Genomic DNA, 24,796 nt, shown 5'->3' with positions numbered 1-24,796 from the left:
TTGAATGAATGCTTTGCAAATTTCAATTGTTATGCTAGTGAAATTTATGCCACTGAGTACCACGTTTTAGGTGCTCAGTGGCATGCACTATTTTCGCATACTGAGATAGGAGAAGACCAAATGCAAAAATCATATAAAAAATACTTTGCACTGTTTGCATTGCCAACGCTACTAGCCTTTTCGGTAGTATTTATTATACCTTTTCTAATGGGAATATTTCTGTCTTTCACGGAGTTCACTACGGTAACGGATGCCAAATGGGTTGGCTTCGATAATTACGTAAAGGCTTTTTCTAACCCGGAATTCATAAATGCTCTTTGGTTTACAGTTAAATTTACAGTATTATCTGTCCTCACTGTTAACGTATTTGCATTCTTGATTGCAACGCTACTAACAAAAGGAATCAAAGGTACGAACCTTTTCAGAACGATATTTTTTATGCCGAACTTAATCGGCGGTATTGTACTAGGTTATATTTGGCAGTTAATTCTTAATGGTGCTTTATTGTACTTCGGGGTTACTTTGACTTTTGATGCTCAGTATGGATTCTGGGGATTGGTCATACTTATGAATTGGCAATTAATAGGGTATATGATGATTATCTATATAGCAGGTATTCAGAATGTTCCTAAAGATATAGTAGAAGCAGCGAAGATCGATGGTGCAACACGTTTTCAGGTGTTACGTAATGTGACCCTACCGTTAGTTATGCCAGCAATCACCATATGTTTATTTCTTACACTATCTAACTCATTCAAATTATTTGATCAGAACTTAGCTTTAACGGCAGGTGCTCCCTCCAAACAAACAGCGATGTTGGCACTCGATATTTTCAATACCTTCTACAGTAGAACAGGTTATGAGGGTGTAGGCCAAGCCAAAGCAGTTGTGTTCTTCCTTCTGGTCGCAGCTATTGCGTTAATACAACTTGTCCTTACTAGAAGAAAGGAGATTGAGAGCTAATGGAGACTAACACAAGGAAACTAAAGAATGGAATTTTAACCATATTCCTATCCATTCTATCCTTAGCATTTTTGGCACCTATATTAATCGTGTTTATGAACTCTTTCAAAGGGAAGTTCTATATTAGTGATGCTCCATTCCGTTTTCCTGACAGCACAACATTCGCAGGGATGAAGAACTACGTTAGTGGGATTGCGAAGACGAACTTCATGAGTGCATTTGGAATGTCTTTGTTCATCACAGTATGTTCTGTAGCTGTTATTATTTTATTAACTTCGATGACAGCATGGTACATTACAAGGGTGAAATCGAAGTTCAATAATGCGTTGTACTATGTATTCGTGTTCTCAATGATCGTCCCTTTCCAAATGGTCATGTTCACGATGACTAAGGTAGCTAACGTGTTACATCTGGACAATCCGTTTGGGATTATACTAATATATCTAGGATTCGGTGCAGGATTATCCGTATTTATGTTCAGCGGGTTCGTGAAATCAATTCCTATTGAGATCGAAGAAGCTGTTATGATGGACGGATGTAATCCGGTTCAGGCATTCTTCAAGGTTGTATTACCTATTCTTAAGCCGACAGCTATAACGATATCGATTCTAAATGTGATGTGGGTATGGAATGATTACTTACTCCCAGCGTTAGTTATTGGTAATGAATATAAAACAATTCCTGTTGCTATTCAGTATCTTAAGGGTGGATTCGGGTCTATAGATATGGGAGCAATGATGGCTATGCTCGTACTTGCAATTGTGCCTATTATCATATTCTATCTAACAAGCCAGAAGTATATTATTGAAGGCGTTGTTGCTGGTGCTGTTAAGGGTTAAAGGATTTATTATTATCCAGACTGCGGGGAAGAGTGACTATGGATAGAATTACAATTATCGATATTGCAAAGATGTGTGGCGTTGGTGTAACCACTGTATCTAGAGCGATCAATAATCATCCAGATATTAATGTAGAGACCAAAACAATGATCATGCAGGTCATTAAAGAAAATCATTATGTTCCCAACAATAGCGCTAGAAATCTGAAACGTGCTGCTTCAAAGACGATAGCTGTATTGATCAAAGGGATCACGAATCCCTTTTTCAATCATATTATTAAGGTGTTTGAAGAAGAGATTAAAAGGAAGAAGTATTCATTCATATTGCAACGAGTGGACGAGAATCAAGATGAGATCGATGTTGCTATTGAACTCGTGAAAGAGAAAAGGCTGAAAGGCATTGTATTTCTCGGGGGGTATTTCTCACATTCAAAGGAGAAACTAACCCAGTTAACGGTTCCATTCGTGCTAAGTACGATAGGGATGACAGAAGAGTTTGAACCGAATGCTTATTCTTCGGTGTCCGTTGATGACTTCAAAGAAAGCTATAAGATGGTAGATTATTTATGTAATCAAGGACATCGGAAAATTGCTATCATTACCGCGCATATGGAAGATGCGAGTATTGGTAAACTAAGATATGAAGGCTATAAGAAAGCTTTAAGTGATCATAGCATAGAGTTGGACTTAGAATTGGTACGTATTATGAAAGAACAAATTGAAAGTTATACGATGGAAAACGGGTATATCGTTACGAAAGAATTATTAGAGTCAAATAAAGAATTTACAGCTATATATGCCCTTTCGGATAGCCTGGCGGTTGGAGCATGTAAAGCTATTTTTGAAGCTGGCAAAAGAGTGCCGGAAGATTATTCAGTAGCTGGCTTCGATGGTCTAGATATTTCTTTCTTTTACAATCCTTCGATTACGACAATTAGACAGCCAGTAGTAGAAATCGCAGAAGAAACAATAAAGATTCTATTTGATCTGATCAATAAGAATATAACGCATTCACATAAGATCTTCCCGGCTGAATTAATAGTCAGGGATTCGACTAGGTCTTTATCATAATGCCGGATAAAAAAAGCTGATAGCAATTGTATTCAGCTTTTTTTGTTATATATCTTATATTTGCCTACCTTATAGCTGTAATTTGACCCCTAACAAATTGAAAGCGATTCCATTAGTATGGAATTAAGTTACTAATCATTACTAAAGGGAGGTTCAAACAGATGAATAAATTCACGAAAGCTACTTTAGCCGCCATGATGTCTGCATTAATGCTAATTGGCTGTAGCAATCAAGGAGTTACCAATAACGGAGATAGCTCAGGGGAGAAAGTGACATTAACGGTTTGGCATAACTGGACAGGTCAGGATGCTAAGTCTATAACAATGAGGAAATTGTTAGAGGATTTCCAAACAGCTCACCCTGAGGTCACCCTAGAAGACGAAGGACTTCCAACGGATGGATTAAAAACACGGCTTAGAACTGTGGCAGCAGCGGATGAGATGCCTGATTTATTCGTGATGTGGCCCGACGCAATGACGAAGGAATTCCAAAAAGGTAATCTACTACAACCTATTAACGAATTTCTAGACAGTAAACCAGAATGGAAAAATAATTTCATTCCGAATGCGCTTGATGGATATACGATAGATAATAATATTTATTCTGTTCCCATGAATTTAGCGCCAAGCTCTTTTCTTTATTATAATAAATCTTTGTTTGATCAATATAATGTTTCCGTCCCTAAGACATGGGATGAGTTGCTAACAGCGATTGATATATTCAACAAGAATGATATCATTCCTATTGCCTTAGGGAATAAGACGAATTGGGTGGCACAATCAACCATCTTTAGTACGATAGGAGATCGTGTAACCGGAACGGAATGGTTCTTAAAAGCTGTTAATCAGGATGGTGCCAAGTTTACAGATCCTGAATTCGTCAAGGCTTTAACGGTTCTACAGGACTTAGGTAAAGCCAATGCATTTCAGGATGGATTTAATGGTATTGATGAAACTCAGATGATGCAGCTCTACTTCCAAGGTAAATCAGCTATGGTTATTAATGGCGGATGGGCACTTGCTAACTTAGTGAGTAATGCGCCTAAGGAAGTGCTAGACAACACACATATTACCATTATTCCGTCTATAGATGGGGGCAAGGGTGATGCAAGTTTTACTGCAGGTGTTGTGGGAACTGGACTTGGAGTGAGTAAGAAATTAACGGGAGTTAAGAAGGAAGCTGCTATGGAGTTGTTATATGCACTATCCGGTCCAGAGGGACAACAGGCAACATTGGATAGCAGCACGTTGGTAAGCTATAACATTGAACTAGACCCAAGTAAAGCCAATCCTCTATTCGTAGAACTATATGAATTAATGAAGAATGTAAAGATCAGCCCTGTATATGATTCGAAATTAAGTTCTGCTGCGGTTGAAGTCACGAATAATGGCCTACAGGAATTACTGAATGGAGGCAATCCAGAAGATATAGCTAAGAAAATACAGGATGCCCAAGTCAAGGCTCTTGGCAAATAGATATCTTAATATCATAACCAACCCTCCCTGTTGGGAGGGTTCACCTTTATTATAAGGGAAGTGAAACTTGGATGAGTACACTCCGGAATCGACGCTTTATTATAATCGGTCTACTGCCAGCTCTTCTGATTTATGCACTATTTGTATTTGTACCTGTTATTTGGTCGAGCTACTATGGCTTTTTCAGTTGGTCAGGTATGGGTGCTTCTACCTTTATTGGTCTAGAAAATTATGTGGAAATTATACAAGACCCTATATTTTGGCGTGCGCTAAAGAATAATTTGATCTTTGTTGGAGCAGCCGTTCTTGGTCAGGTACCACTCGCACTTATATTAGCTATTCTTTTGAGTAAAAATAATGGGCTACAACGTTTCTTACGCTCGGCTATCTTCTTACCCATGGTACTATCTACCGTTGTTATTGGAATCATATGGCAGTATATATATCACCCGCAAATTGGTATTCTCAATTTTTTCTTAGACTTTATAGGTTTGGAGAGCTGGAAACTACAATGGTTATCTGACGATAAGATCGCTATCTTCTCACTAATCCCTCCGTTAATTTGGAGTTTCGTAGGATTGTATCTCATTATCTTTATGTCCGCTCTACAGAATATTCCTGGAGAAATTCATGATGCAGCACAGCTCGACGGTGCAACTGGATTTAGAAAGTTAGTATCGATTTCCCTTCCCATGATTTGGGGGACGGTACAAGTTGCTCTTATTCTATGCATTTCAGGTAGTCTGAAATCATTCGACCTCGTTTATATCATGACTAAAGGTGGACCTGCACATGCCACGGAACTCCTTGCCACATACATGTACAATTCTACATTCACCTCTTACCGTTATGGATTTGGTAGTGCAATCTCAACGACGATTGTGTTAATAAGTCTTATATTAATTGGGACTAGTCAATGGATTACCAGTAGAAAGTCCAAACAGTAGGTTGGAGAGGAGGAGTTCATCATGAACATAAATATAATGAAAAAGGGATTGTTTTGGACGATACTAACGGGATATGGTATTTTTACCTTATACCCATTCTTCTGGCTCATCATCAGTGGCTTTAAGAACAATGAGGATTTCTATAGCCATCCCTTCGGACTGCCGGAGACCTGGCACTTTGATAACTTCACTCGCGCTTGGGAAAGTTCCAAACTGGGAACAGCCTTTTTTAACTCGACCATAGTATCCGTGGGGTCATTAATCATGACGTTATTTATCGCGTCATTGGCATCTTTTATACTGGCAAGATTTCAATTCAGATTCAAAGGTTGGATTATGACGTTCTTCGTGGTAGGGATGTTGATACCTATTCACAGTACATTGGTTCCACTGTTTATTCTAATGAAACAAATGTCATTACTGAATACGTATTGGGCTCTTATATTACCATACACAGCGTTTGCCCTTCCAACGGCGATATTCGTACTCACAGCTTACCTAACAACGATCCCTAAAGAGATTGAAGAGGCTGCCTTTATTGACGGCACAAGCTTATGGGGATTGTTCACCAAAATCATTCTACCGATTTCTGTCCCCGCCTTGTCTACGGTTACGATCTTAAGCTTTCTACATTCGTGGAATGATTTCTCTTTCGCATTAGTTCTCATTAATAAAACGAGTTTGAAAACACTCCCTCTGGGCATAGCAAATTTTGCCGATGGGTATCAAACGGATTATGGTCTCACGCTTGCTGCAATGACCATCTCTGTGATTCCAACTATACTCATTTATCTAATATTTCAGGATCAAGTGATGAAGGGGATGACGGCAGGAGCGGTTAAAGGTTAGTTGGTGTAACGAAGAGAATCTATCATAGATGTGAAACGAGGATGGAGGAACAAGTACGGTGAATACATGGATACAGGCTTCTCTGCGACGCAAACTGTTTATTTTAATGCTCGTTTCTATCTTGGTTCCTCTGTTATTTCTAGGTGGATTTTCTTATGTTATTTCATTACGAATTACGGAGGATAAATCGAAGCTTGCAGGAATTGACATGCTAAGTCAGATGGATGGGAATCTACAATTTATAATACAAGATGTCGAGAATATCTCCCTATTCCTCATCGGTGACCGTGAAATACAACAGTGGCTTGGTTCTGCGGATGACAACAATAGTAAAATACCGAATATCGTAGGTATGCTCACTAATCTAGCGAGTTCCAAGCCTTATCTATCAGATATCACCATTTATCCTTTTAATGGTATATCAGAGATATCAACTACGTCGTTGTATGAATCTGATTTATCAAGTCAATTAAATATTGAGGAAGTGAAAGAGAAGAAATGGACGGGAGTATATTCTGTTCGTGATTATGCAGGAACTAACAATATTATTACGTTCATAAGGCCTTTACGGAGTATACATGACTATAAACCACTAGGCTGGTTAGCTATCAGTTTAGATGAGAAAGTGATATCAGAATATTGGTCGCAGCCACAGCTTGGGGATGGACAAGGGCAAGTTGCATTAGTGAACGATCAGGGTGAAATCCTGTCTGCTACGAATAAAAGCTGGCTGTCCATGCCGATGGATACCGTATATCCAGGAATGATACAGGAATTAAGTGAAACCAAGTTCGGGAATAACACCTATGGTGAAGGACATGCGAAACAAACGATTCTACACTATCGTCAGCAAGAATTAGGTTGGATGTTAATCGGCACGATTCCGTACGATTTATACAGCTCACAGAATCGATATATCTGGCAGCTTACCCTTGTTGCGGTTGCACTCTCTGTAGTTATCAGTGCGGGTTTAATTTTGTTTGTCGTTCAGCGAGTGACCAATCCACTTAGAGTACTCACGAGATTGTTAACTAGGATTGATCCAGAGCGTCCGCTACCTATATTTCCAAGTAGTTCGAATGACGAGATTGGTATGCTTGGTAAAAGCTACAATATGCTAGGCAAACAAATCGCTATCTTAAAGGAACAGTTGATCCGGGATGAGGTTCGGAAGAAAGAGGCCGATATCCGGGCATTGCAAGCACAGATTAATCCACATTTCTTATATAATACATTATCTTCTATTCACTGGATCGCACTCATGGATGATGATAAGCGTATTGCCAATATGGTTCAAGCCTTAAGTGATTTTCTGCGTATCAGCCTAAATAGAGGGAAAGATTACTATCCAGTTCATCAGGAGTTAGCACATATTAGAAGTTATGCACAAATACAATCTATTCGATTTCCCGATCAATTTGATGTCGATTTTATTATTGATCCTGAATTGAATGATAAGTTGATGCTGAAACTTCTTATACAGCCGTTGGTAGAGAATGCAATGATTCATGGAATTCAGAAGATAGATGGGAAGGGTACGATTACGATATTTCTAGAGAGAAAAGAGAATTTATTGATTTTTCTCATACTTGATAATGGAATCGGAATGACAGTAGAGCGACTAGATAAAGTGAAAAGTGATCTTACAAGTACAGAAGATATACCGCTTGAAGGAAGCTTGGGATATGGTTTACGTAATGTGAATGAACGTCTTATTCTCCATTATGGATCCGCTTCACAGCTGAATATCCAAAGTGAGTTAAATAAGGGAACTCGTATAGCCTTCTCCATTCCCATCAAGGAGGGATAACATGAGAATATTGATTGTTGATGACGAAGTCATTATTAGAAAAGGGATAGCAAAAGTGATTAATTGGACTGAATTAGGTTTAGAGCTGCTTGATCCTGCAGCATCTGCTGAAGAAGCGTTAGAGAGAATCCACCAAGAGAAACCACATATTCTTTTGACCGATATTAGAATGACTGGGAAAAGTGGACTACAGCTTGCAGAGGAAGTGAAATTGATTCTTCCTGAAATAGAGATCATTATTTTATCTGGGTATGATGATTTCGTCTATACACAGCAAGCTATTCGCCAGAATATCAGTGATTACATTCTCAAGACAAGTCGCCCAGAAGAGATTATTGATACCGTTCTAAAAGCGAAGCAACGGGTCGAGGATCGCTGGGCTACTAATAGCCAAGAAGTTATTACCAAGTCGGAAGAGAATAACCGAATGTTTCAGCGTTGGGTCATTGATGGGGAAACAATTCAGAGCAGTACATATAATCAGAAAGTCCTCCTACGCCATTTATATGATTGTAACGAGAATGAGAACGCTAATATGCAAGTTGTAATCATTGAGGCAGAAGGCTGGAACCACGCTGAAGATAGTAACTCATTACTTATCTATGCCGTACAAAATATTTTGCATGAGTTATTAATGTGTGTCACTTTGATTCAGAAGAACCGTATCGTTGTCATCGCTCATACCCATCGGTGGAGTAGTGATTTCCAACATGATTCATTCATCTGTCACAAAATCGAGCGATTGCTAAAATGCACGCTTTATGTAGCCGTAGGGGTATCTGTGAAATCCTTAGAAGAGCTTCATGATTCCTATATATCTGCTGATTATACCATTGGGTATCAATCATTTATGCCTAAGAAAATATGGAGTTATGATGAAATCAAGCACCGCGTAGGTGGTAAGAGCATTTGTACGAGAGAAGAGGAACAAAGTCTATCTACGATCCTTCTAGAGAATGACGTGGTTGGTCTGAAGAATTGGACTCAGCAGTATTTGCAGGAATTGATCAATGACCCACAATTGACCGTTGAATCATTAGCTGCTTCTTTACAATCGGTCACGATATTATCACAACGCTGGTTAGATCGATTATTAAAGATCACGGGACGTGAGGATATTCTAAAGGACTATTTAGTAGAGCTGCAATCCAATATGGCGACTGTTTCTAAAGATGAACTATTTCAACAACTGTATAGAGTCATGAGAATATATCATACTTATATTGCTGAAGGTCAAGCCGTACATATCAACAAAGCAAGAGCCTTCATTGAGGTACATCTAGAGAATGATGTCAGTCTTAATCGAGTAGCGAAACATGTTCATGTACATCCGAATTATTTAAGTGATGTATTTAAGAAGGAGACTGGTATTACCTTTGGAGAGTTCGTAACTCGAATCAAAATACAACGAGCTATGGAAATTATTTCGGGTTCACCTGTGAAAATCAGTGAAGTAGCAGCACAAGTTGGGTATGGCGATGTTAAATATTTCAGTAAATTATTTAAAAAACATACGGGTACAACGCCCAGTGAATTTCGCTCCAATACAACTCCCGATTCTCTATATCATGGATGCATATCGCGATCTCTGTGATAGGTGCGGAGGGTCGCATTCATGTACCAGATCTTATCTAATCATCACATTGATTTCCGTTATACCCGTGTTATCGAATGGCGGAATGGACTTCCCTTCAGATGCTTGAAGCAGCCGCTCTACAATAAGCGTCCCCCATTCCTGTTCATTCTGGGACAGAGAGGATGTGATTTGGCCATTATGAATAGCTTCTATAATATTAGGTGTCATTCCGAATGTGAAGGCATATCGATCAAGACCTTTCGCTTTCCATACGAATATGGAAGCGGAAGCGGAAATGAAATCGAGGCCCACAAAAGCGTCGAAGTGAGGATGGTTATCAATCATTAACTCAAGATCGGCCGTGGCAGTTGCTGATTTGCCTTCGTTATAACGTACATTGAGAACCTGAATTTCCGTATGTTCATTTAAGTAAGTTAATAATCCATCCAACCGCTCGCTTAAGCTGTTCATCTCAGACATACCTGTCTCGACCAATATCATTCCTTTATTGTTCAATAAAGAACTGATAATAACCCCCATTTGCTTACCAGAATAATAGTTATCCGAACCGATATATGCGAGGCGTTTGCTTCCAGGAGAATCCGATTCGAAACAGATGACAGGGATTCCTGAGTCCACGGCCTTGTTAATCATTGGAATAAGAGCAACAGAATCGATGGGATCGATGGCGATCCCATCGACCTTCTGCCGAATCAAAGTATCCATCATGCGAATTTGTTGCTCTGAACTGGTTTCGTCAGGTGCTTTTACAATCAGGCGAACACCATGTTCATTCGCGGTATCTTCTGCAATTTGTGTAATCATTCCATAATAGGAATGTGCCATAGGATAAATGATACCGAACGTCTTCGTCTTTGATACAATCTCACGGTTCTTAGACGTAGAAATTGGACTGTCTGGAGTGGATGAATCTCCTTTGAAGTTAATGACAATAAGAAGCGAGCATAATGCTAGAAAGCACAGTATCGTGGTGATCATCGTAGTCGTTTTTAGCATGCTATGATCCTTCCGTTCCGGAATCCTGGATAGAGAATGTGTCATTCCGTCGAAATTCCTTGGTGGTCATTCCCGTTGATTTCTTGAATAGGTTAGAGAAATAATGAGCATCATGATAACCGACCTGATAGGCAATTTCATAAGATTTGGCATGGGTTGACCTCAAGAGCTCCATCGCTTTACGAATACGAATATATGTTACATATTCTATAAATGTCTGGCCGGTTTCCTGGCTAAATATTTTACTAAGATGGCTCGGGCTTACACAGACAGATTCGGCCGCATCTAGAAGCGATAATTGATTGTTATGGTAATGGCAACGAATATATTCTTTCACTTGTTCTAGCATTCCCGTATATTTATCGGCAGCATCTCTACGCTTTAACCAGTATTGTTCTGCAAGATTTGCTAGGTAGACGAAGGCCTTTTCCCAGTCATTGACGGTTTCTATTTGTTTCTGCAGCTTACCCTGTACTTCGGTGACTTCGGTTGAATTTCGAAATGTCCCTTTTACACTTTGGAATACTTTGTAGGTAAGATCGTTCAGAATATAGTAGCCGTAAAAAGATGAATTCCAATTTAATCGTTTCAAGCCAGCAGCAAATTGTTCGATGAACGTCTTCATGTCGGCCTGCGATCCGAATTTCAGAAACTCGATGAACACATGATGATCTAATGAAATCGTATGATCTGGGGAGTCTCCGTTCATAGTACCGAAATCATGTCGATTCTGCTTGGTAAGTCTACGCCGATGCTTATCTTCTTCCGCTTCTAGGTAGGAATCGTGAATACCCTGTAACCGATCTTGAATGTTACCGATACCAAAGGATACCACGATCGGAAGGTTTACCTCATCAAGATGACCATAATCCTCCTGAATAGAATAGATCGCAAGCTGAAGTTGTTCTTCGGTGTTTCCTTGTAGCACCCACACCTTTTCTGTACGTATCCGTTTAAATGCTAGAAATTCAACTTGTTTCTTTAAGTCGAACTCAAGCTTTGTCTCAATCTGTGCTAGAAGGGATGTATCCATGGATAAGTCGTCTTCGCGGCTGCGAAAATCAGTGATCATGACGGTATAATATTTAGCTATAAGTTGAAGGGAGAGTAATGAAGCTACATGGATGGCTTCAGCCGTTGTTATGAAGCCACTACACAGATCTGCAAGTAGCATATCCTGTGTGCGCAGCGTCTGATTAGTGATCATTTGTGTAAGTTTATTAATCCGTTCTTTCTCCTGACGTTCTGAATCAATCTTCTCACTGATCTGATGTAGTTGTTGGATAATATCAGCGGCACTAACGGGCTTCATACAATACTCATCGACACCGATTCGAAGCGCAGATCGAGCATATTCGAACTCGTCATGTCCACTAAGAATAATAATTTTAATGTCAGGCATCACTTTACGAACGATAGAACTGAGTTCCAAACCGTTCATGAAAGGCATTTTGATATCGGTAATGAGGATGTCAGGCATCCACTGCTCAATAAGGGGTAAGGCTATCTCGCCATCCGAGGCATCACCGCAGTATTCAAAGCCTTCTTGTTCCCAATGAATGCAGTCGCGTATACTTTCTCGGAACAATATTTCATCGTCTACTAGCATAACTCTCTTCATGGATTTTCCCTCCGTTCTATCGGAATACATAAGGATACATATGTCCCCAGAAGCTCCACACTTTCTATGGCCACTCCGTAGTTACTCCCATAATATAGCCGGACCCTCTGATGTACGTTATATAGACCGAATCCGATGATTCCGTCCTCTTCTGTTAGTTCTTGTGAGGATGATGTGTTTAGTCTTTTACGAATCTGTTCCATACGTACGGGGGTGATTCCGATTCCATCATCTTCTACTACTAACTTGAAGTTCCCATCGATTTCTTTCTGTGCGCTGATCCGAATGAGTCCCTTTCTTCTTTTGTTCTTAATGCCGTGATAAAGTGCATTCTCCACAATAGGCTGGAGTGTCATTTTTAGAATAGGTGTATCCAATAAAGAGGGATGAACGTCAATTTCGTATTGCAATATATCTCGATAACGCATTTGCTGAATAATTAAATAACTTTGGACATGTTCAAGTTCATCTTTTAAAGGAATCCAGTCACGGCCCTTGCTTAGGCTTATGCGGAAAAAACGCGAGAGAGCTTGAACAAGCTGTATGACTTGGTCATTCTTATTGGCTTCTGCCATCCATACAATCGAATCCAATGTATTGTACAGGAAATGTGGGTTAATCTGAGCTTGCAACGTTCGCAGTTCTGCTTTTTGAATTTGCTCTTGTTCGTTGATACTTTGTTCGAGCAGCATTTTGATTTGTTCCAACATCGTGTTGAAGCTTCTACCTAGATCAGCAATTTCATCTTGACCTGATGTCTTTACTTTTGCTTCGAGAAAACCTGATGCTGCTTGGCGCATTTGCTTCTTCAATAATTGGACAGGTCGAATCAGCCATTTGGTCATAAAGAAATATAGTGTCATCGTAAATAGAATGCTCAGTGCAACACTGATAATAATGACTTGCCTGATCTCGTTGGCTTCCTCAACAATTTCCTGCAACGGCGCAGAGCCAACGATGATCCAATTCGTCTCCTTAGAAGTGGTATATACAATGAATTGGGGTTTGCCATGGGAGGCTTCCACAAAGCTACCTCTTTGATTAATGAACTGATGTTGTAGCTCTGTTTGCTGAAGTTGAGATGCCTGAATCTGATTATCTGGCTGTGAAGGCACAAAAATAGGCTTACCTTTCTCATCTATAACGTGGAAGAATCCCGTTTGTCCAATCTTGGTATTGTCTATGAATTGCTCGACGATGGAATCGTCTAGGTCAATGACAATAAACCCGATGACCTCGTGTGTGATTTGCTGTTTGACCGCTGCCATAATGGAAATGACGTTGGTTTGCTTGTATTGAAATCCGTCTAACCTATCTAGCGGATCAGCATTAGTAGGGGTAATATTCAGCGCTTGATCGGGATGGTTAAGTAGTTCGGTGAAATGAGAGTTACGGAGCGGGTTAACGTCAAGTTGGAATACACCGATCTGCTCACTAATCCCTTTCCCATACAAATTCACCATGGAGATGTTGAGAACACTTTCGTACTTATAGGTTTCTCTGTACAAATCAAAGGTTGTTAATATTTCTTTGGCATCCTCATAAGTCTCACTTTGAGAATACAAGAAATGATGAACTGTCGGATTATTACTCAATTCGAGTAACTCTCCAACGTCTTGGAATAGAATGTCGATATCTCGGCCTAGCTGATCAGCAACCATCAACGTTGCTGTCTTACTGTGGCTGCTAACCGTATTGAACGACTTCTGATAGGAAACCGATCCAACTGCGATCAAAGGTATGGAAGTTAGAATGACGAATAGGGTCAGCAGTTTAGCGCGTACGCTTGAATTAATCCATTGCAATAATCTCATATGGGTCATGTAACCCTTCTATAAATAATGTAAGCGATTCCAGTGTTCGAGAATTATCATATCAAAAAATCGACTCATTTTCTATGGATATAAAGAAAGACCATAAAATCACAATTTTCAAACAAATAATCAAACAAACATAAATGAATATAAGAAAAATAAACAAAAAAACATAAGAAATACCTAAGGACCTCCGTATAATCAAGAAATGAAAGCGCTATATAATGAGAACACGCCAATGATTGGTGATGACAAGGGGAGGTATGAAATAAATGAGAAAAGCAAAAAAGATAGGGGCATTTACAGTATTCATGTCATTGATGTTATTGGTAGCTGCTTGTGGTGGGACTAATGATGCTGCAAATAACGGCAAAACGAATCAACCTGCTAAGACGACAACGGTGACGGATGCAGCAGTCAAAGATACATCTTCAGATAAGAAGATTGTAATGGGTTTCTCGCAAGTAGGGGCAGAAAGCGGCTGGCGTACGGCGAATACGACTTCCATACAGGAATCTGCTAAAGAAGCAGGTATTGATCTCAAGTTCTCTGATGCACAACAGAAGCAAGAAAACCAAATCAAAGCGATACGCTCCTTTATTCAACAAAAGGTGGATGTGATTGGTTTCTCTCCGGTAGTTGAGTCCGGTTGGGATACGGTTCTGAAAGAAGCCAAAGACGCAGGGATTCCGGTCATTCTGACGGACCGTTCTGTCGATTCAACGGATACCTCACTTTATGTAACGTTTCTAGGCTCCGACTTCGTGCTCGAAGGGGAAAAGGCAGGTGCATGGCTTGCGGATCAATATAAGGACGCTACTGAACAAGTGAATATTGTTGAGTTACAAGGAACAACAGGATCTGCTCCGGCGATCGACCGCAAAGAGGGATTTGAGAATAAAATCAAAGATAATGCAAATCTGAAGATCATTGCTTCTCAAACAGGAGATTTTACCCGTGCAAAAGGAAAAGAAGTCATGCAAGCATTCTTGAAAGCGAATAAGGATATCGACGTGCTTTACGCTCATAACGATGATATGGCTTTAGGAGCAATCCAGGCTATTGAAGCTGCTGGTCTGAAACCAGGTGAAGATATTATCATCATCACGGTTGACGGAATTAAAGATGGCTTCCAAGCTGCAAGCGAGGGCAAGATTAACTTTATCGTGGAATGTAATCCATTGTTTGGTGGGCAATTAATGCAAGCTGCTAAAGATGTTGTCGCTGGGAAAGAGGTACCGAAACGAACAGTAGTAGAAGAGGGCACATTTACGATCGATCAAGCGAAAGAAGCACTTCCTAACCGTATGTATTAACTTGTTACAATAGTTGGAATGATAGACCACTTCATCGTCAAAGGTCCTTTGGCCGAAGTGGTCTTAAACAACAGAGTGGATAGGAGAGAGGATTATGGAGCAGCAACGACCTATTGTACAAATGACTGATATTCATAAACAGTTTCCCGGAGTAAAAGCACTCTCTGGCATTAACTTTCGATTATTTCCTGGAGAAGTGCATGCGTTAATGGGAGAGAATGGGGCTGGAAAGTCAACTCTTATCAAAGTATTAACTGGGGTCTATGCGATTGATCAAGGTACGGTCGATTTAGAAGGTAGGACAGTATCTATTCAAAACCCACAACATGCTGTGGAAATTGGCATAAGTACCGTATATCAAGAAATCAATTTATGTCCGAATCTGTCAGTTGCGGAGAATATCTTTATCGGTCGCGAGCCTCGTCGCTACGGTCGGATCTTATGGAAAGAAATTAACCGAAGAGCTACACAATTACTCAAAGAGCGATTGCAGTTAAATATTGATGTAACCAAGCCTTTGCAAAGCTATTCAGTGGCGATACAGCAACTTGTTGCGATAGCGCGTGCCTTGGATGTTTCGGCTAAAGTTCTTATTCTGGATGAACCAACGTCCAGCTTGGATCAGAATGAAGTGAAGCAATTATTCCAGATTATGAACCAATTAAAGAATGAAGGACTAGCCATCCTATTCGTTACTCACTTCTTAGAACAAGTATATGAAATGTCAGATCGTATAACCATTCTCCGTAATGGAGAATTTGTTGGGGAATATGTAACCAAAGATCTCCCTCGAATAGAATTAGTATCGAAGATGATAGGTAAGGAACTGCATATGCTTGAAGATCTTCCGAAGACGAAAGAAGGCCGAGAGGGAATAGATGAAGTATTAATGGAGGCATCTGGGCTTGGAAGAAAGGGATACATCGAGCCATTCTCCTTACGTATCGGACAGGGAGAAGTCGTCGGACTTGCAGGACTTCTCGGTTCTGGAAGAACAGAGCTAGCACGACTATTATTCGGAGCTGATCGTGCCGATCAGGGGAATCTTAAGTTCGGTGATAGCGGGGGATCCGTACATTCTCCTAAGCAGGCGATTGAACAAGGCGTCGCCTTCTGTTCTGAGAATCGAAAAACGGAAGGCATTATTGAGAATTTAACGATTCGAGAGAATATCATTCTTGCTCTTCAGGCTAACCTTGGTTTGTTTCGAACCATTCCCGTCAAGAAGCAAGAAGAGATTGTAGAGGAATATATTAAGAAGCTCAACATCAGTCCCCCGAATCTAGAGCATCTAGTCAAAAACTTAAGTGGTGGCAACCAACAGAAGGTTATTCTAGCCCGGTGGTTATTAATGCAGCCCAAGTTACTCATCTTAGATGAGCCTACGCGAGGGATTGATGTGGGGACGAAAGCAGAAATTCAGAAATTGGTTATTACCTTATCGCGCGAACAAAAAATGTCTTTCATATTTATTTCCTCCGAATTAGAAGAAGTCGTTCGTGTTAGTGATCGCATCGCAGTTCTCCGGGATCGCAACTTAGTACAAGAAATGAAGGGCGATGAAATAAGCCAACACTATGTATTACAGGCAATTGCGGGAGGTCATTCAACCGATGTCTAGATTAATGAAGCATCATATATTCTGGCCAATAACGATGTTGGCGGCACTTTTATTATTTAATTTATTCTATTCTCCTGATTTTTTCTCAATTCAGGTACGTAATGGCCATCTGTATGGAAGTCTGATCGATATATTGAATTTTGGTGCACCCCTCATTGTGGTGGCTATCGGAATGACTCTAGTCATTGCGACCAAAGGAGTAGATCTATCCGTCGGTTCCCTTGTTGCAATTACAGGGGCATTAGCTTGTTTGACGATTAGTAGAGGTAGCGATCAGAATACATTTACCTTAGTAATGCTTGCAATAGTAATTTCGCTTGTTTTGGCTTTGGTATTGGGAATATGGAATGGGTTATTAGTGTCTTTGGGAGGAATTCAACCCATTATCGCAACACTTATATTGATGGTGGCTGGGCGTGGAATTTCCCAACTGATCACGAGTGGTCAGATTATTACCGTTTCAAGTCCCAAATTTAATTATATCGGTGCAGGATCATTTGTGGGATTGCCTTTCTCTATTTTTATCGTAATGGCTATATTTATCATTGCATTGTTGCTCACACGTAAATCGGCGTTGGGCTTGTTTATCGAATCCGTTGGTACCAATCCTGAAGCGAGTCGTCTTGCAGGAATTCGATCCAAGGTAATACTAATTTCGGTATATGCATTTTGTGGCGTATGTGCGGGGATCGCGGGTCTAATTCTTAGCTCCAATGTCTCAAGTGCGGATGGGAACAATGCGGGATTATGGATTGAGCTTGATGCTATTCTCGCTGTCGTTATTGGAGGGACATCCATGAACGGAGGTAGATTCTATTTATCGGGGACGCTAGTGGGTGCGCTTATTATTCAGACATTAACGACAACGATCTACATGATTGGTGTTCCACCAGAAATAACGTTGGTTGTTAAGGCGTTTGTAGTCTTAATCGTATGTTTGATCCAGTCTGAGACGTTCCGGAGGATTATATTCGAGAGATGGAAATCTCGTAAGTATACGAGTAAGGCAGGTGTAACACGACATGGCTAAAAAACAATATCTACCTATTATTGTGACAATATCTCTATTTATTGTTATGTTCGCACTAGGATCCTTTCGATATACTGGCTTCTTCTCCGTACAGGTGCTGTTGAATCTATTGATAGATAACGCCTTTCTTTTGATTGTAGCTATTGGAATGACTTTCGTCATCGTTTCCGGTGGTATCGACTTATCCGTGGGGTCAATGATAGCCCTGACCACAATGATCTCCGCAAGTCTTATTCAGAACTTAGGGTGGCCACCATTTATTGTGATTCCGTTGGTGCTGATGATAGGTGCCACTATTGGTTGTGCGATGGGGGCTATTATTCATTATTTCAATATTCAGCCGTTTATCGTAACGTTAGCGGGCATGTTCTTAGCAAGAGGCCTTTGTTATGTGATTAGTATTAATACGATTACGATTAATGATGCCTTCTATACCCGTATGGCACAGACCAAGATCCATCTACCGGGTGGTAACTTCATCTCCATTAGTGTACTTATTGCCCTGATTGCTATTGCGCTTGCTATCTATCTGGCGCATCACACTCGCTTCGGTCGTAATGTTTATGCATTGGGTGGTAGTGAACAATCTGCTGTATTGATGGGACTACCAGTAGCACGTACTAAAATTCTTGTCTATACGTTAAGTGGCTTTTGTTCCGCGCTATCCGGTGTGGTATTTACATTCTATATGCTGTCTGGTTATGGGCTCCATGCTAATGGGCTAGAATTGGATGCCATCGCAGCAGTCGTGATTGGAGGAACTCTACTTACTGGGGGCGTTGGATATATTGTAGGTAGTTTCTTCGGAGTTATGATTCAAGGGGTTATTCAAACGATTATCAGCTTTGAAGGAACCTTAAGTTCTTGGTGGACAAAGATTGTGATTGGACTATTATTGTTCAGCTTCATTGTGTTTCAAAGACTACTTACTTCAAGGCGATCGTCCGGAAGAGGATAACAAGCTAGATGAAAGTGATACCATCCTCCCCAAAGGACGGTATCACTTTTTCGTAGAAATAGGGGTTCTTCCATTTTGAAGCGGGATATGTCAAACTTTTAATAGGAATACAACTAGAGTTTAAGATGACTATGATCCCTAAATCTGCTTATGGAAAGGGAATATGATGAATAGAAGGTTAGTACTCATGATGTGTATGATTGTATTGTTCAGCTTTTCGTTCATAGGCTGCGAGTCTGTTCAGACAGCGGAGACTCCTGTCACCCCCTCAGATACGAGGAATTCGGAGATATCCCTGCAGGACAATGAATCCGTTGAAGTGATGGAGTCATTGTATTCATCTGAGCCGATTAGGCTTGGATTCTCTCAGTTGGGTTCAGAAAGCGATTGGCGCAGAGCGAACACGAACTCGGTGAAGGAATCGGCAAAGGAAGCTGGGATTACACTATTATTCGAGAATGCGGAGCAATCCCAGGAGAAGCAATTTGAAGCGATCCGTTCTTTTATTCAACAAAAGGTGGACGTCATTGCGATTGCACCCGTCGTACAATCCGGATGGGAGCCCATTCTTCTAGAAGTGAAGCAAGCTGGAATACCTGTGATCATAGCGGATCGTTCCGTTAATGTGAGTGATTCATCGCTTTATGTGACGTTCATTGGTTCTGACTTTTATGATGAAGGTCGTAAGGCAGGGAAATACCTATTGGATAAAATGAGGGATACACCTGGACCTATCGGTATCGTAGAACTACAAGGAACGATGGACTCTACTCCAACGATTGAGCGAAAGGATGGTTTCCGAGAGATCATTACTTCTCGATCCGATTTTAAGATATTGAAGAGTGAATCAGCCAACTTCACCCTTGAAGAGGGAAAAGAAGTGATGCAGTCAATCATAGAAGAACAAGGTAAAGATATCGATGTGTTGTTCTCACATAATGACGATATGGCGCTAGGTGCGATTGAAGCTATTGAGGCGGCTGGTTTGCGTCCGGGCATAGATATTGTCATCATATCTGTGGATGGAACACGCAAGTCTTTTGAAATGATGGTCGAAGGGAAGATCAATGCTGTTGTTGAATGTAACCCGCTATTAGGAATGAATCTGATGCAGGCTGTTCAAGAGATCATCGGGGGCAAAAACCTACCGAAACGTATAGTACTCCCAGAGAGCATTTATACTCAGGCTGTTGCGGAACGAGAAGTGAATAATAGAAAGTACTAATATGAGATCCTCCGCCCAGTTATGGGAATGGAGGATTTTTACCTGCATTAGATCTAGAAGATAAGAAGAAATTATTTGAATCCTATGTCGTGCAAGGGATAGTACCTAGAATCTCTCTTAATGAAATTGTAGAACAAAAAGAAATAAATAAAGAAGAATATACATTTGAAGTTAATTTTCTAAATGAAGATGGTTCAGCATTTGTAATCAGGGAAGCTGATTCGATTCGAGATAAAGAGTTTACTTATACCGTGAAAAAAGTCGACGGAAAGTTTAGAGTAATGGAACTTCCCCTTACCAACTCTAAATAGAGTAAGTTAGATATGATCTTATTAAATCTCCCTTAGCGGGAGTTTTTTTAAACAAAATAAATTCGATCCATATTCCATGTAACATCATAAATTCCGGAAGTCATTCAGTGGAATAGGCATAGAGTGGTGATGTTAGAGTGACGAACATTGCTTCGCGCATGAAGGTAGTGAGGATGAGGCTAGAATAGATGTGTAAAGTACAATTAAATAGCAGGAAAAGGAGGGGGAGAGAGAATTAGTTGTACAAACTACAGTTAAAAATGGCGATAACGCTGAAAAGTGGAATTTCCAGTAAATTAGATGTACTCCATGCAACTAAAGTTAGCTTCAGAGGGATTGGGTTGAATTTAGATGTACTTATTGCACCTAATAGTGAATGGCGAGGCCGGTTCTACTTGATAAAAGGAATTTGACAATCATTACTGAAACAATTATAGTTACAGTATAGCTTTCAAAAAGTTATTAAATAGATATTATTCTTAAACTAACTTAAATGGTGGTGATTTGTAATGAATATTGAAATAGGTGATTGGGTCAAGGGAAATACAAATCATGGTGAATTAATACATGGTTTTATCGATTCAATAAATTTGTTAGCTGGCACTATGGGAATACATGTGATTGCCTCGGATCACGAAACGGTGATTGGGACAACTATTGATGTACTTAATCAAGGGGTGAAAAAGCTCCCAGAGAGTTCATTAGATAATATTGAGCAATTAATGAATCTAATCGATATCGCATTATTGACTAAAGATGAACAATGGTTCATGGAATTAACCGATCAATTAAACTCAATTAATCATGCATCCAATTCACATATTGAGGATTATTTGATGTCAGATATGAAGAGCAATCGATTAGGAATATTATAAATGCACAAGATCCTGCCAATGGATACCGGTATTTCGGCATAGCCACCCTTGCACATTCAGATTGTGAGATGGGTTCATCTGTGTTAATATGGAAATAACTATAATGATCGGAGGGTTCTCGAAGAGATGAATGATACAATCCGCTTTCAACCTTTGTACCACTAATTGAATAGTGCAAAGGCTCTGCTACTGTGCAGGGCGAACGGGATTGGTCTGTGTATATTTCTAGAGAACTCCATTTATTGCGAATAATCGCATCAATAAAGAGGAGGGCGACCCCGCCCTCTTTTTGTTGTATTTATGGATAACCACCCAACAATCATCCATACCATGACTTATTAGGTCGAAGGATCTTTCATTTTTGTGTATACATAAATATGAAAGGTCACCCTTTTGGTAAAGATGGATATATCCCGTTCGCTTAACCACAGGAGATTAGCCTGAGGTTTTTTTATTATGAAGGTAAAGGAGATTAAACTATATGGAAGAATTGCAACAGCGAGCAATCCTAGTAGGTGTCAATGTGAAGCATCAAGAGGATTTCGAATACTCTATGGAGGAATTAGGGAATTTAGCTTCAGCTTGTCATGTCGGAGTAGTAGGGGAGCTAACACAAAATTTAGAGAGAGTGAATAAAACTCACTATATTGGAAGAGGTAAAGTGGAGGATGTCAGGGCGTTGTATGAGGAGCAGGAGGCGAACATGGTTATTTTTAACGATGAATTGTCTCCCTCACAAATTCGTAATCTAGAAGCGGACTTACAGTGCAAGGTGATTGACCGGACGATTCTAATCTTAGATATATTTGAGAAGCGGGCAAAGACAAGGGAAGCCCAACTTCAGGTAGAAGTAGCCCAACTGCAGTATATGCTACCTAGATTAATCGGTTTGCGTGAATCATTGGGTCGGCAAGGTGGAGGTGTTGGGACCAAGAATAAAGGTGTTGGAGAAACGAAACTTGAGCTAGATCGCCGTAGAATCGAGGATAAGATCAGTGTATTGAACAAAGAACTGGAGACACTCGTATCTCAACGCCAAACCCAACGCAAGCAGCGCCAAAGAAATAAGCTTCCAGTTGTATCACTAGTTGGCTATACAAACGCAGGGAAATCAACGATTATGAATGCCTTGGTAGAGTCATTCAGTCCATCTGGTAACAAGCTAGTGTTTGAGAAAGATATGTTGTTCGCAACACTGGAAACTTCGGTTCGTAATATACATCTCGAAGATAACAAGTCCTTTCTACTGACAGACACGGTTGGATTTGTAAGTAAACTACCTCATCATCTCATCAAGGCCTTTCGATCTACGCTTGAAGAAGTGGCTGAAGCTGATTTGTTGATTCATGTGATTGATTATTCTAACGATAAGTATGAGAAATTGATGAATATTACAAACCATACATTAGAAGAGATCGGAATTACAAATATTAAAACGATCCTTGCTTATAATAAATGTGATGTGGTGGATTGTGAAGTTCCACTAGTGGAAGGGGATAGTGTTTACCTTGCGGCGAAGCAAAGAGTGGGGATAACCGAACTCGTTGACTTGATTAGGGCACATATATTTAAAGATTATATGCAATGTGTGATGCTGATTCCTTTTGAACAAGGGCAAGTGGTCTCCTATTTAAATGAACATGCGAATATAATCTCTACTGAGTATGATCATGTGGGTACACGATTAACACTAGAGTGTAGAGCGATGGATGTTGAGAAGTATCGTGAGTATGTCGTCTGAAATGTAAGATTGAAGTGATTTACTGAAACAAATCATTGACTAATTTCATTTGGAGTCCTTTAATAGAAGATATAGCATTTAATAAAATGAATATGGATCTTCGGGGTAGGTGAAATTCCTAACCGGCGGTGAGAGTTCTTATTTTATAGTGCGAGTTCAAAAGGTGACTTTTTGAACAACCTCTATATATGAGCTTCTAGCCCGCGACTCGTCATCATGAAGATGGTGGCGACTGACTTGGTGTGAATCCAAGGCCGACGGTAAAGTCCGGATGGAAGAAGATCAAAGCACATGCATGGCGTGGATTTTTTGTTGCGCACAAGCTTATTTGATCAGCCCCCGTAAATGTCGATAACTATCGAATGCGGGGGTTTTCTGTTGTAAGACCCCATATTCAGAACAAGGGGATAGAGAGAGTGGACAATGTAGTGGAGAGTGTAAGTCCTGTTGTGGCGGTTAGAGAAAAGCCTTCAAAGAGTGGGTTTTGGCTAGTAGTATTGGGAGCGGCCCTATGGGGAGTAGATCCTTTATTTCGAATTATTTTATTAGATTCACTTACTTCAACCCAGATTGTATTGCTTGAGCATATTATTATTGTTCTATTTGTTGCTCCGGTGCTATGGAGAAATCGCGATGAACTTCATGGATTGCGACTGCGGCATGTCGGTGCATTGCTCTTTATCTCTTGGGGCGGATCAGCGCTAGCGACGATTCTGTTTACGATAGGATTGTCTAGTGGGAATATAAACGTCGTGTTGTTACTTCAGAAGCTTCAACCGCTGTTTGCAATTATTTTGGCAAGATTACTATTGAAAGAACGACTACCAAAGCATTTCTCGATTCTATTCTCGCTAGCTTTAATAGGTACGTATTTACTCACATTCGGATTTGCGATACCTGTGGGGAAATGGAATGACTTTGTTCAACTGGGTAGTTTATTAGCTCTTGGAGCTGCGGCTCTATGGGGAGGATCAACTGTTATGGGGCGTTTAATGGTTGGTCAGATGAAGTATGAGACCGTGACTTCCTTAAGATTTATTCTGGCATTACCATTGCTACTCTTTATAACTTGGGGTGAAGGTGGAGTGTGGAGTTTACCAATCGGGACGACTGCTATGGTATTGGTCTCTGTGAATCTATTGGGCCAAGCTCTATTACCTGGTTTGCTCAGTCTTTTGGTTTATTATAAGGGGTTAACGACTACGAAAGCATCGGTTGCGACATTGGCAGAGTTGAGTTTCCCAATGGTAGGGGTGCTGATTAATTGGATCGTATTCCGAGAGGCGATCACGCAAGCACAACTTATTGGTTTTATTCTGATTTGGGCGGCTCTGTTTGCAATCTCTAGACAAGATGAAGAGATACTGCCTGTTTAATGACTAAACTATATCCCTTTGCAACCATTAGAATCGATGGGGCGAAGGGATTATATATATTTATATTGAACTTATTAATTGTAAAAAATTATGACTTGCGTTGATAGGGAATGGCATGTTATATTATAAATCCGGTCAGCGAGAAAATAAAAAATGTCTAAACAAAGGCATTAAAAAAAGACTTGCATTATAAAACTGGATGCGATATGATATAAAAGTTGTCACCGAGACACACTGGTGAATAACGAAAGAGAAATTGATCTTTGAAAACTGAACAACGAGTGAGTGGTTTTCACGAAAGTGAGAACAAAACAAATGAGAAATCATTTGGATTGAGAATGTAATATTCTCGTCAGTTTGTT

The 24,796-nt window shown here is 40.2% G+C and carries 21 protein-coding genes and 1 riboswitch; of the genes, 18 read left to right on the top strand and 3 right to left on the bottom strand.

What is annotated here, in order from left to right; all coding sequences use genetic code 11:
• Positions 1–120: 120 nt before the first annotated feature.
• The 8 genes from AC1TO8_RS16290 (at position 121) to AC1TO8_RS16255 (ending at position 9,547) form a co-directional block, all read left to right on the top strand.
• Entirely contained in the window at positions 121–963 is an 843-nt protein-coding gene (locus AC1TO8_RS16290; protein WP_482056689.1) for a carbohydrate ABC transporter permease, read from the top strand.
• Entirely contained in the window at positions 963–1,802 is an 840-nt protein-coding gene (locus tag AC1TO8_RS16285; RefSeq protein ID WP_482056688.1) for a carbohydrate ABC transporter permease, read from the top strand. Before AC1TO8_RS16290 ends, AC1TO8_RS16285 begins: the two co-directional genes overlap by 1 nt.
• A gap of 38 nt (positions 1,803–1,840) precedes the next feature.
• Entirely contained in the window at positions 1,841–2,872 is a 1,032-nt protein-coding gene (locus AC1TO8_RS16280; protein WP_482056687.1) for a LacI family DNA-binding transcriptional regulator, read from the top strand.
• A gap of 209 nt (positions 2,873–3,081) precedes the next feature.
• Positions 3,082–4,347: an extracellular solute-binding protein gene (locus tag AC1TO8_RS16275; RefSeq protein ID WP_482056816.1), complete on the top strand. Its 1,266-nt coding sequence runs from the start codon at positions 3,082–3,084 to the stop codon at positions 4,345–4,347.
• A gap of 71 nt (positions 4,348–4,418) precedes the next feature.
• Positions 4,419–5,294 carry a carbohydrate ABC transporter permease gene (locus AC1TO8_RS16270; RefSeq protein WP_482056686.1) on the top strand — a complete coding sequence of 292 codons (876 nt, stop codon included), beginning with the start codon at positions 4,419–4,421 and terminating at the stop codon, positions 5,292–5,294.
• Positions 5,295–5,315: 21 nt separating this feature from the next.
• Entirely contained in the window at positions 5,316–6,143 is an 828-nt protein-coding gene (locus AC1TO8_RS16265) for a carbohydrate ABC transporter permease (RefSeq protein WP_482056685.1), read from the top strand.
• A 58-nt stretch (positions 6,144–6,201) separates the two neighbouring features.
• Positions 6,202–7,953 carry a sensor histidine kinase gene (locus tag AC1TO8_RS16260; protein ID WP_482056684.1) on the top strand — a complete coding sequence of 584 codons (1,752 nt, stop codon included), beginning with the start codon at positions 6,202–6,204 and terminating at the stop codon, positions 7,951–7,953.
• Position 7,954: 1 nt separating this feature from the next.
• Positions 7,955–9,547, top strand: a complete 1,593-nt coding sequence (locus tag AC1TO8_RS16255; RefSeq protein ID WP_482056683.1) for an AraC family transcriptional regulator — start codon at positions 7,955–7,957, stop codon at positions 9,545–9,547.
• Between the two features lie 33 nt (positions 9,548–9,580).
• Here AC1TO8_RS16255 and AC1TO8_RS16250 read toward each other — a convergent pair whose 3' ends face one another.
• The 3 genes from AC1TO8_RS16250 to AC1TO8_RS16240 are packed head-to-tail and all read right to left on the bottom strand — an operon-like array spanning position 9,581 to position 13,990.
• Entirely contained in the window at positions 9,581–10,546 is a 966-nt protein-coding gene (locus AC1TO8_RS16250; protein WP_482056682.1) for a sugar ABC transporter substrate-binding protein, read from the bottom strand.
• Between the two features lies 1 nt (position 10,547).
• Positions 10,548–12,167, bottom strand: a complete 1,620-nt coding sequence (locus tag AC1TO8_RS16245) for a response regulator (RefSeq protein WP_482056681.1) — start codon at positions 12,165–12,167, stop codon at positions 10,548–10,550.
• Positions 12,164–13,990 (bottom strand): histidine kinase, encoded by a 1,827-nt coding sequence (locus tag AC1TO8_RS16240; protein ID WP_482056680.1) that lies wholly within the window; start codon positions 13,988–13,990, stop codon positions 12,164–12,166. Before AC1TO8_RS16240 ends, AC1TO8_RS16245 begins: the two co-directional genes overlap by 4 nt.
• A gap of 263 nt (positions 13,991–14,253) precedes the next feature.
• Between AC1TO8_RS16240 and AC1TO8_RS16235 the strand changes: the two genes are divergently transcribed.
• From AC1TO8_RS16235 to AC1TO8_RS16190, 10 genes are all read left to right on the top strand, one after another.
• Complete coding sequence (locus AC1TO8_RS16235; RefSeq protein ID WP_482056679.1) at positions 14,254–15,297, top strand: ABC transporter substrate-binding protein; 1,044 nt, start codon at positions 14,254–14,256, stop codon at positions 15,295–15,297.
• A 94-nt stretch (positions 15,298–15,391) separates the two neighbouring features.
• Entirely contained in the window at positions 15,392–16,918 is a 1,527-nt protein-coding gene (locus AC1TO8_RS16230; RefSeq protein WP_482056678.1) for a sugar ABC transporter ATP-binding protein, read from the top strand.
• Positions 16,911–17,948: an ABC transporter permease gene (locus tag AC1TO8_RS16225; RefSeq protein WP_482056677.1), complete on the top strand. Its 1,038-nt coding sequence runs from the start codon at positions 16,911–16,913 to the stop codon at positions 17,946–17,948. The genes AC1TO8_RS16230 and AC1TO8_RS16225 overlap by 8 nt, the downstream gene beginning before the upstream one ends.
• Positions 17,941–18,906, top strand: a complete 966-nt coding sequence (yjfF, locus tag AC1TO8_RS16220; protein ID WP_482056676.1) for a galactofuranose ABC transporter, permease protein YjfF — start codon at positions 17,941–17,943, stop codon at positions 18,904–18,906. The genes AC1TO8_RS16225 and yjfF overlap by 8 nt, the downstream gene beginning before the upstream one ends.
• Before the next feature lie 196 nt (positions 18,907–19,102).
• Entirely contained in the window at positions 19,103–20,131 is a 1,029-nt protein-coding gene (locus AC1TO8_RS16215; protein ID WP_482056675.1) for an ABC transporter substrate-binding protein, read from the top strand.
• A gap of 89 nt (positions 20,132–20,220) precedes the next feature.
• Entirely contained in the window at positions 20,221–20,442 is a 222-nt protein-coding gene (locus AC1TO8_RS16210; protein ID WP_482056674.1) for a hypothetical protein, read from the top strand.
• A gap of 260 nt (positions 20,443–20,702) precedes the next feature.
• Positions 20,703–20,855 (top strand): hypothetical protein, encoded by a 153-nt coding sequence (locus tag AC1TO8_RS16205; RefSeq protein WP_482056673.1) that lies wholly within the window; start codon positions 20,703–20,705, stop codon positions 20,853–20,855.
• Positions 20,856–20,951: 96 nt separating this feature from the next.
• On the top strand, positions 20,952–21,317 hold the full coding sequence (locus AC1TO8_RS16200; protein ID WP_482056672.1) for an IDEAL domain-containing protein: 366 nt from the start codon (positions 20,952–20,954) through the stop codon (positions 21,315–21,317).
• A gap of 481 nt (positions 21,318–21,798) precedes the next feature.
• Positions 21,799–23,058: a GTPase HflX gene (hflX, locus tag AC1TO8_RS16195; protein WP_482056671.1), complete on the top strand. Its 1,260-nt coding sequence runs from the start codon at positions 21,799–21,801 to the stop codon at positions 23,056–23,058.
• 92 nt (positions 23,059–23,150) lie between these two features.
• Positions 23,151–23,345, top strand: a riboswitch (FMN riboswitch).
• A 129-nt stretch (positions 23,346–23,474) separates the two neighbouring features.
• Complete coding sequence (locus AC1TO8_RS16190) at positions 23,475–24,434, top strand: DMT family transporter (RefSeq protein WP_482056670.1); 960 nt, start codon at positions 23,475–23,477, stop codon at positions 24,432–24,434.
• The last annotated feature ends 362 nt before the right edge of the window (positions 24,435–24,796 follow it).

This window comes from Paenibacillus sp. Y859 (assembly GCF_056786405.1).
Note: the sequence above shows the minus strand (reverse complement) of the source record. Positions and strands in the feature narration are given on the sequence as shown.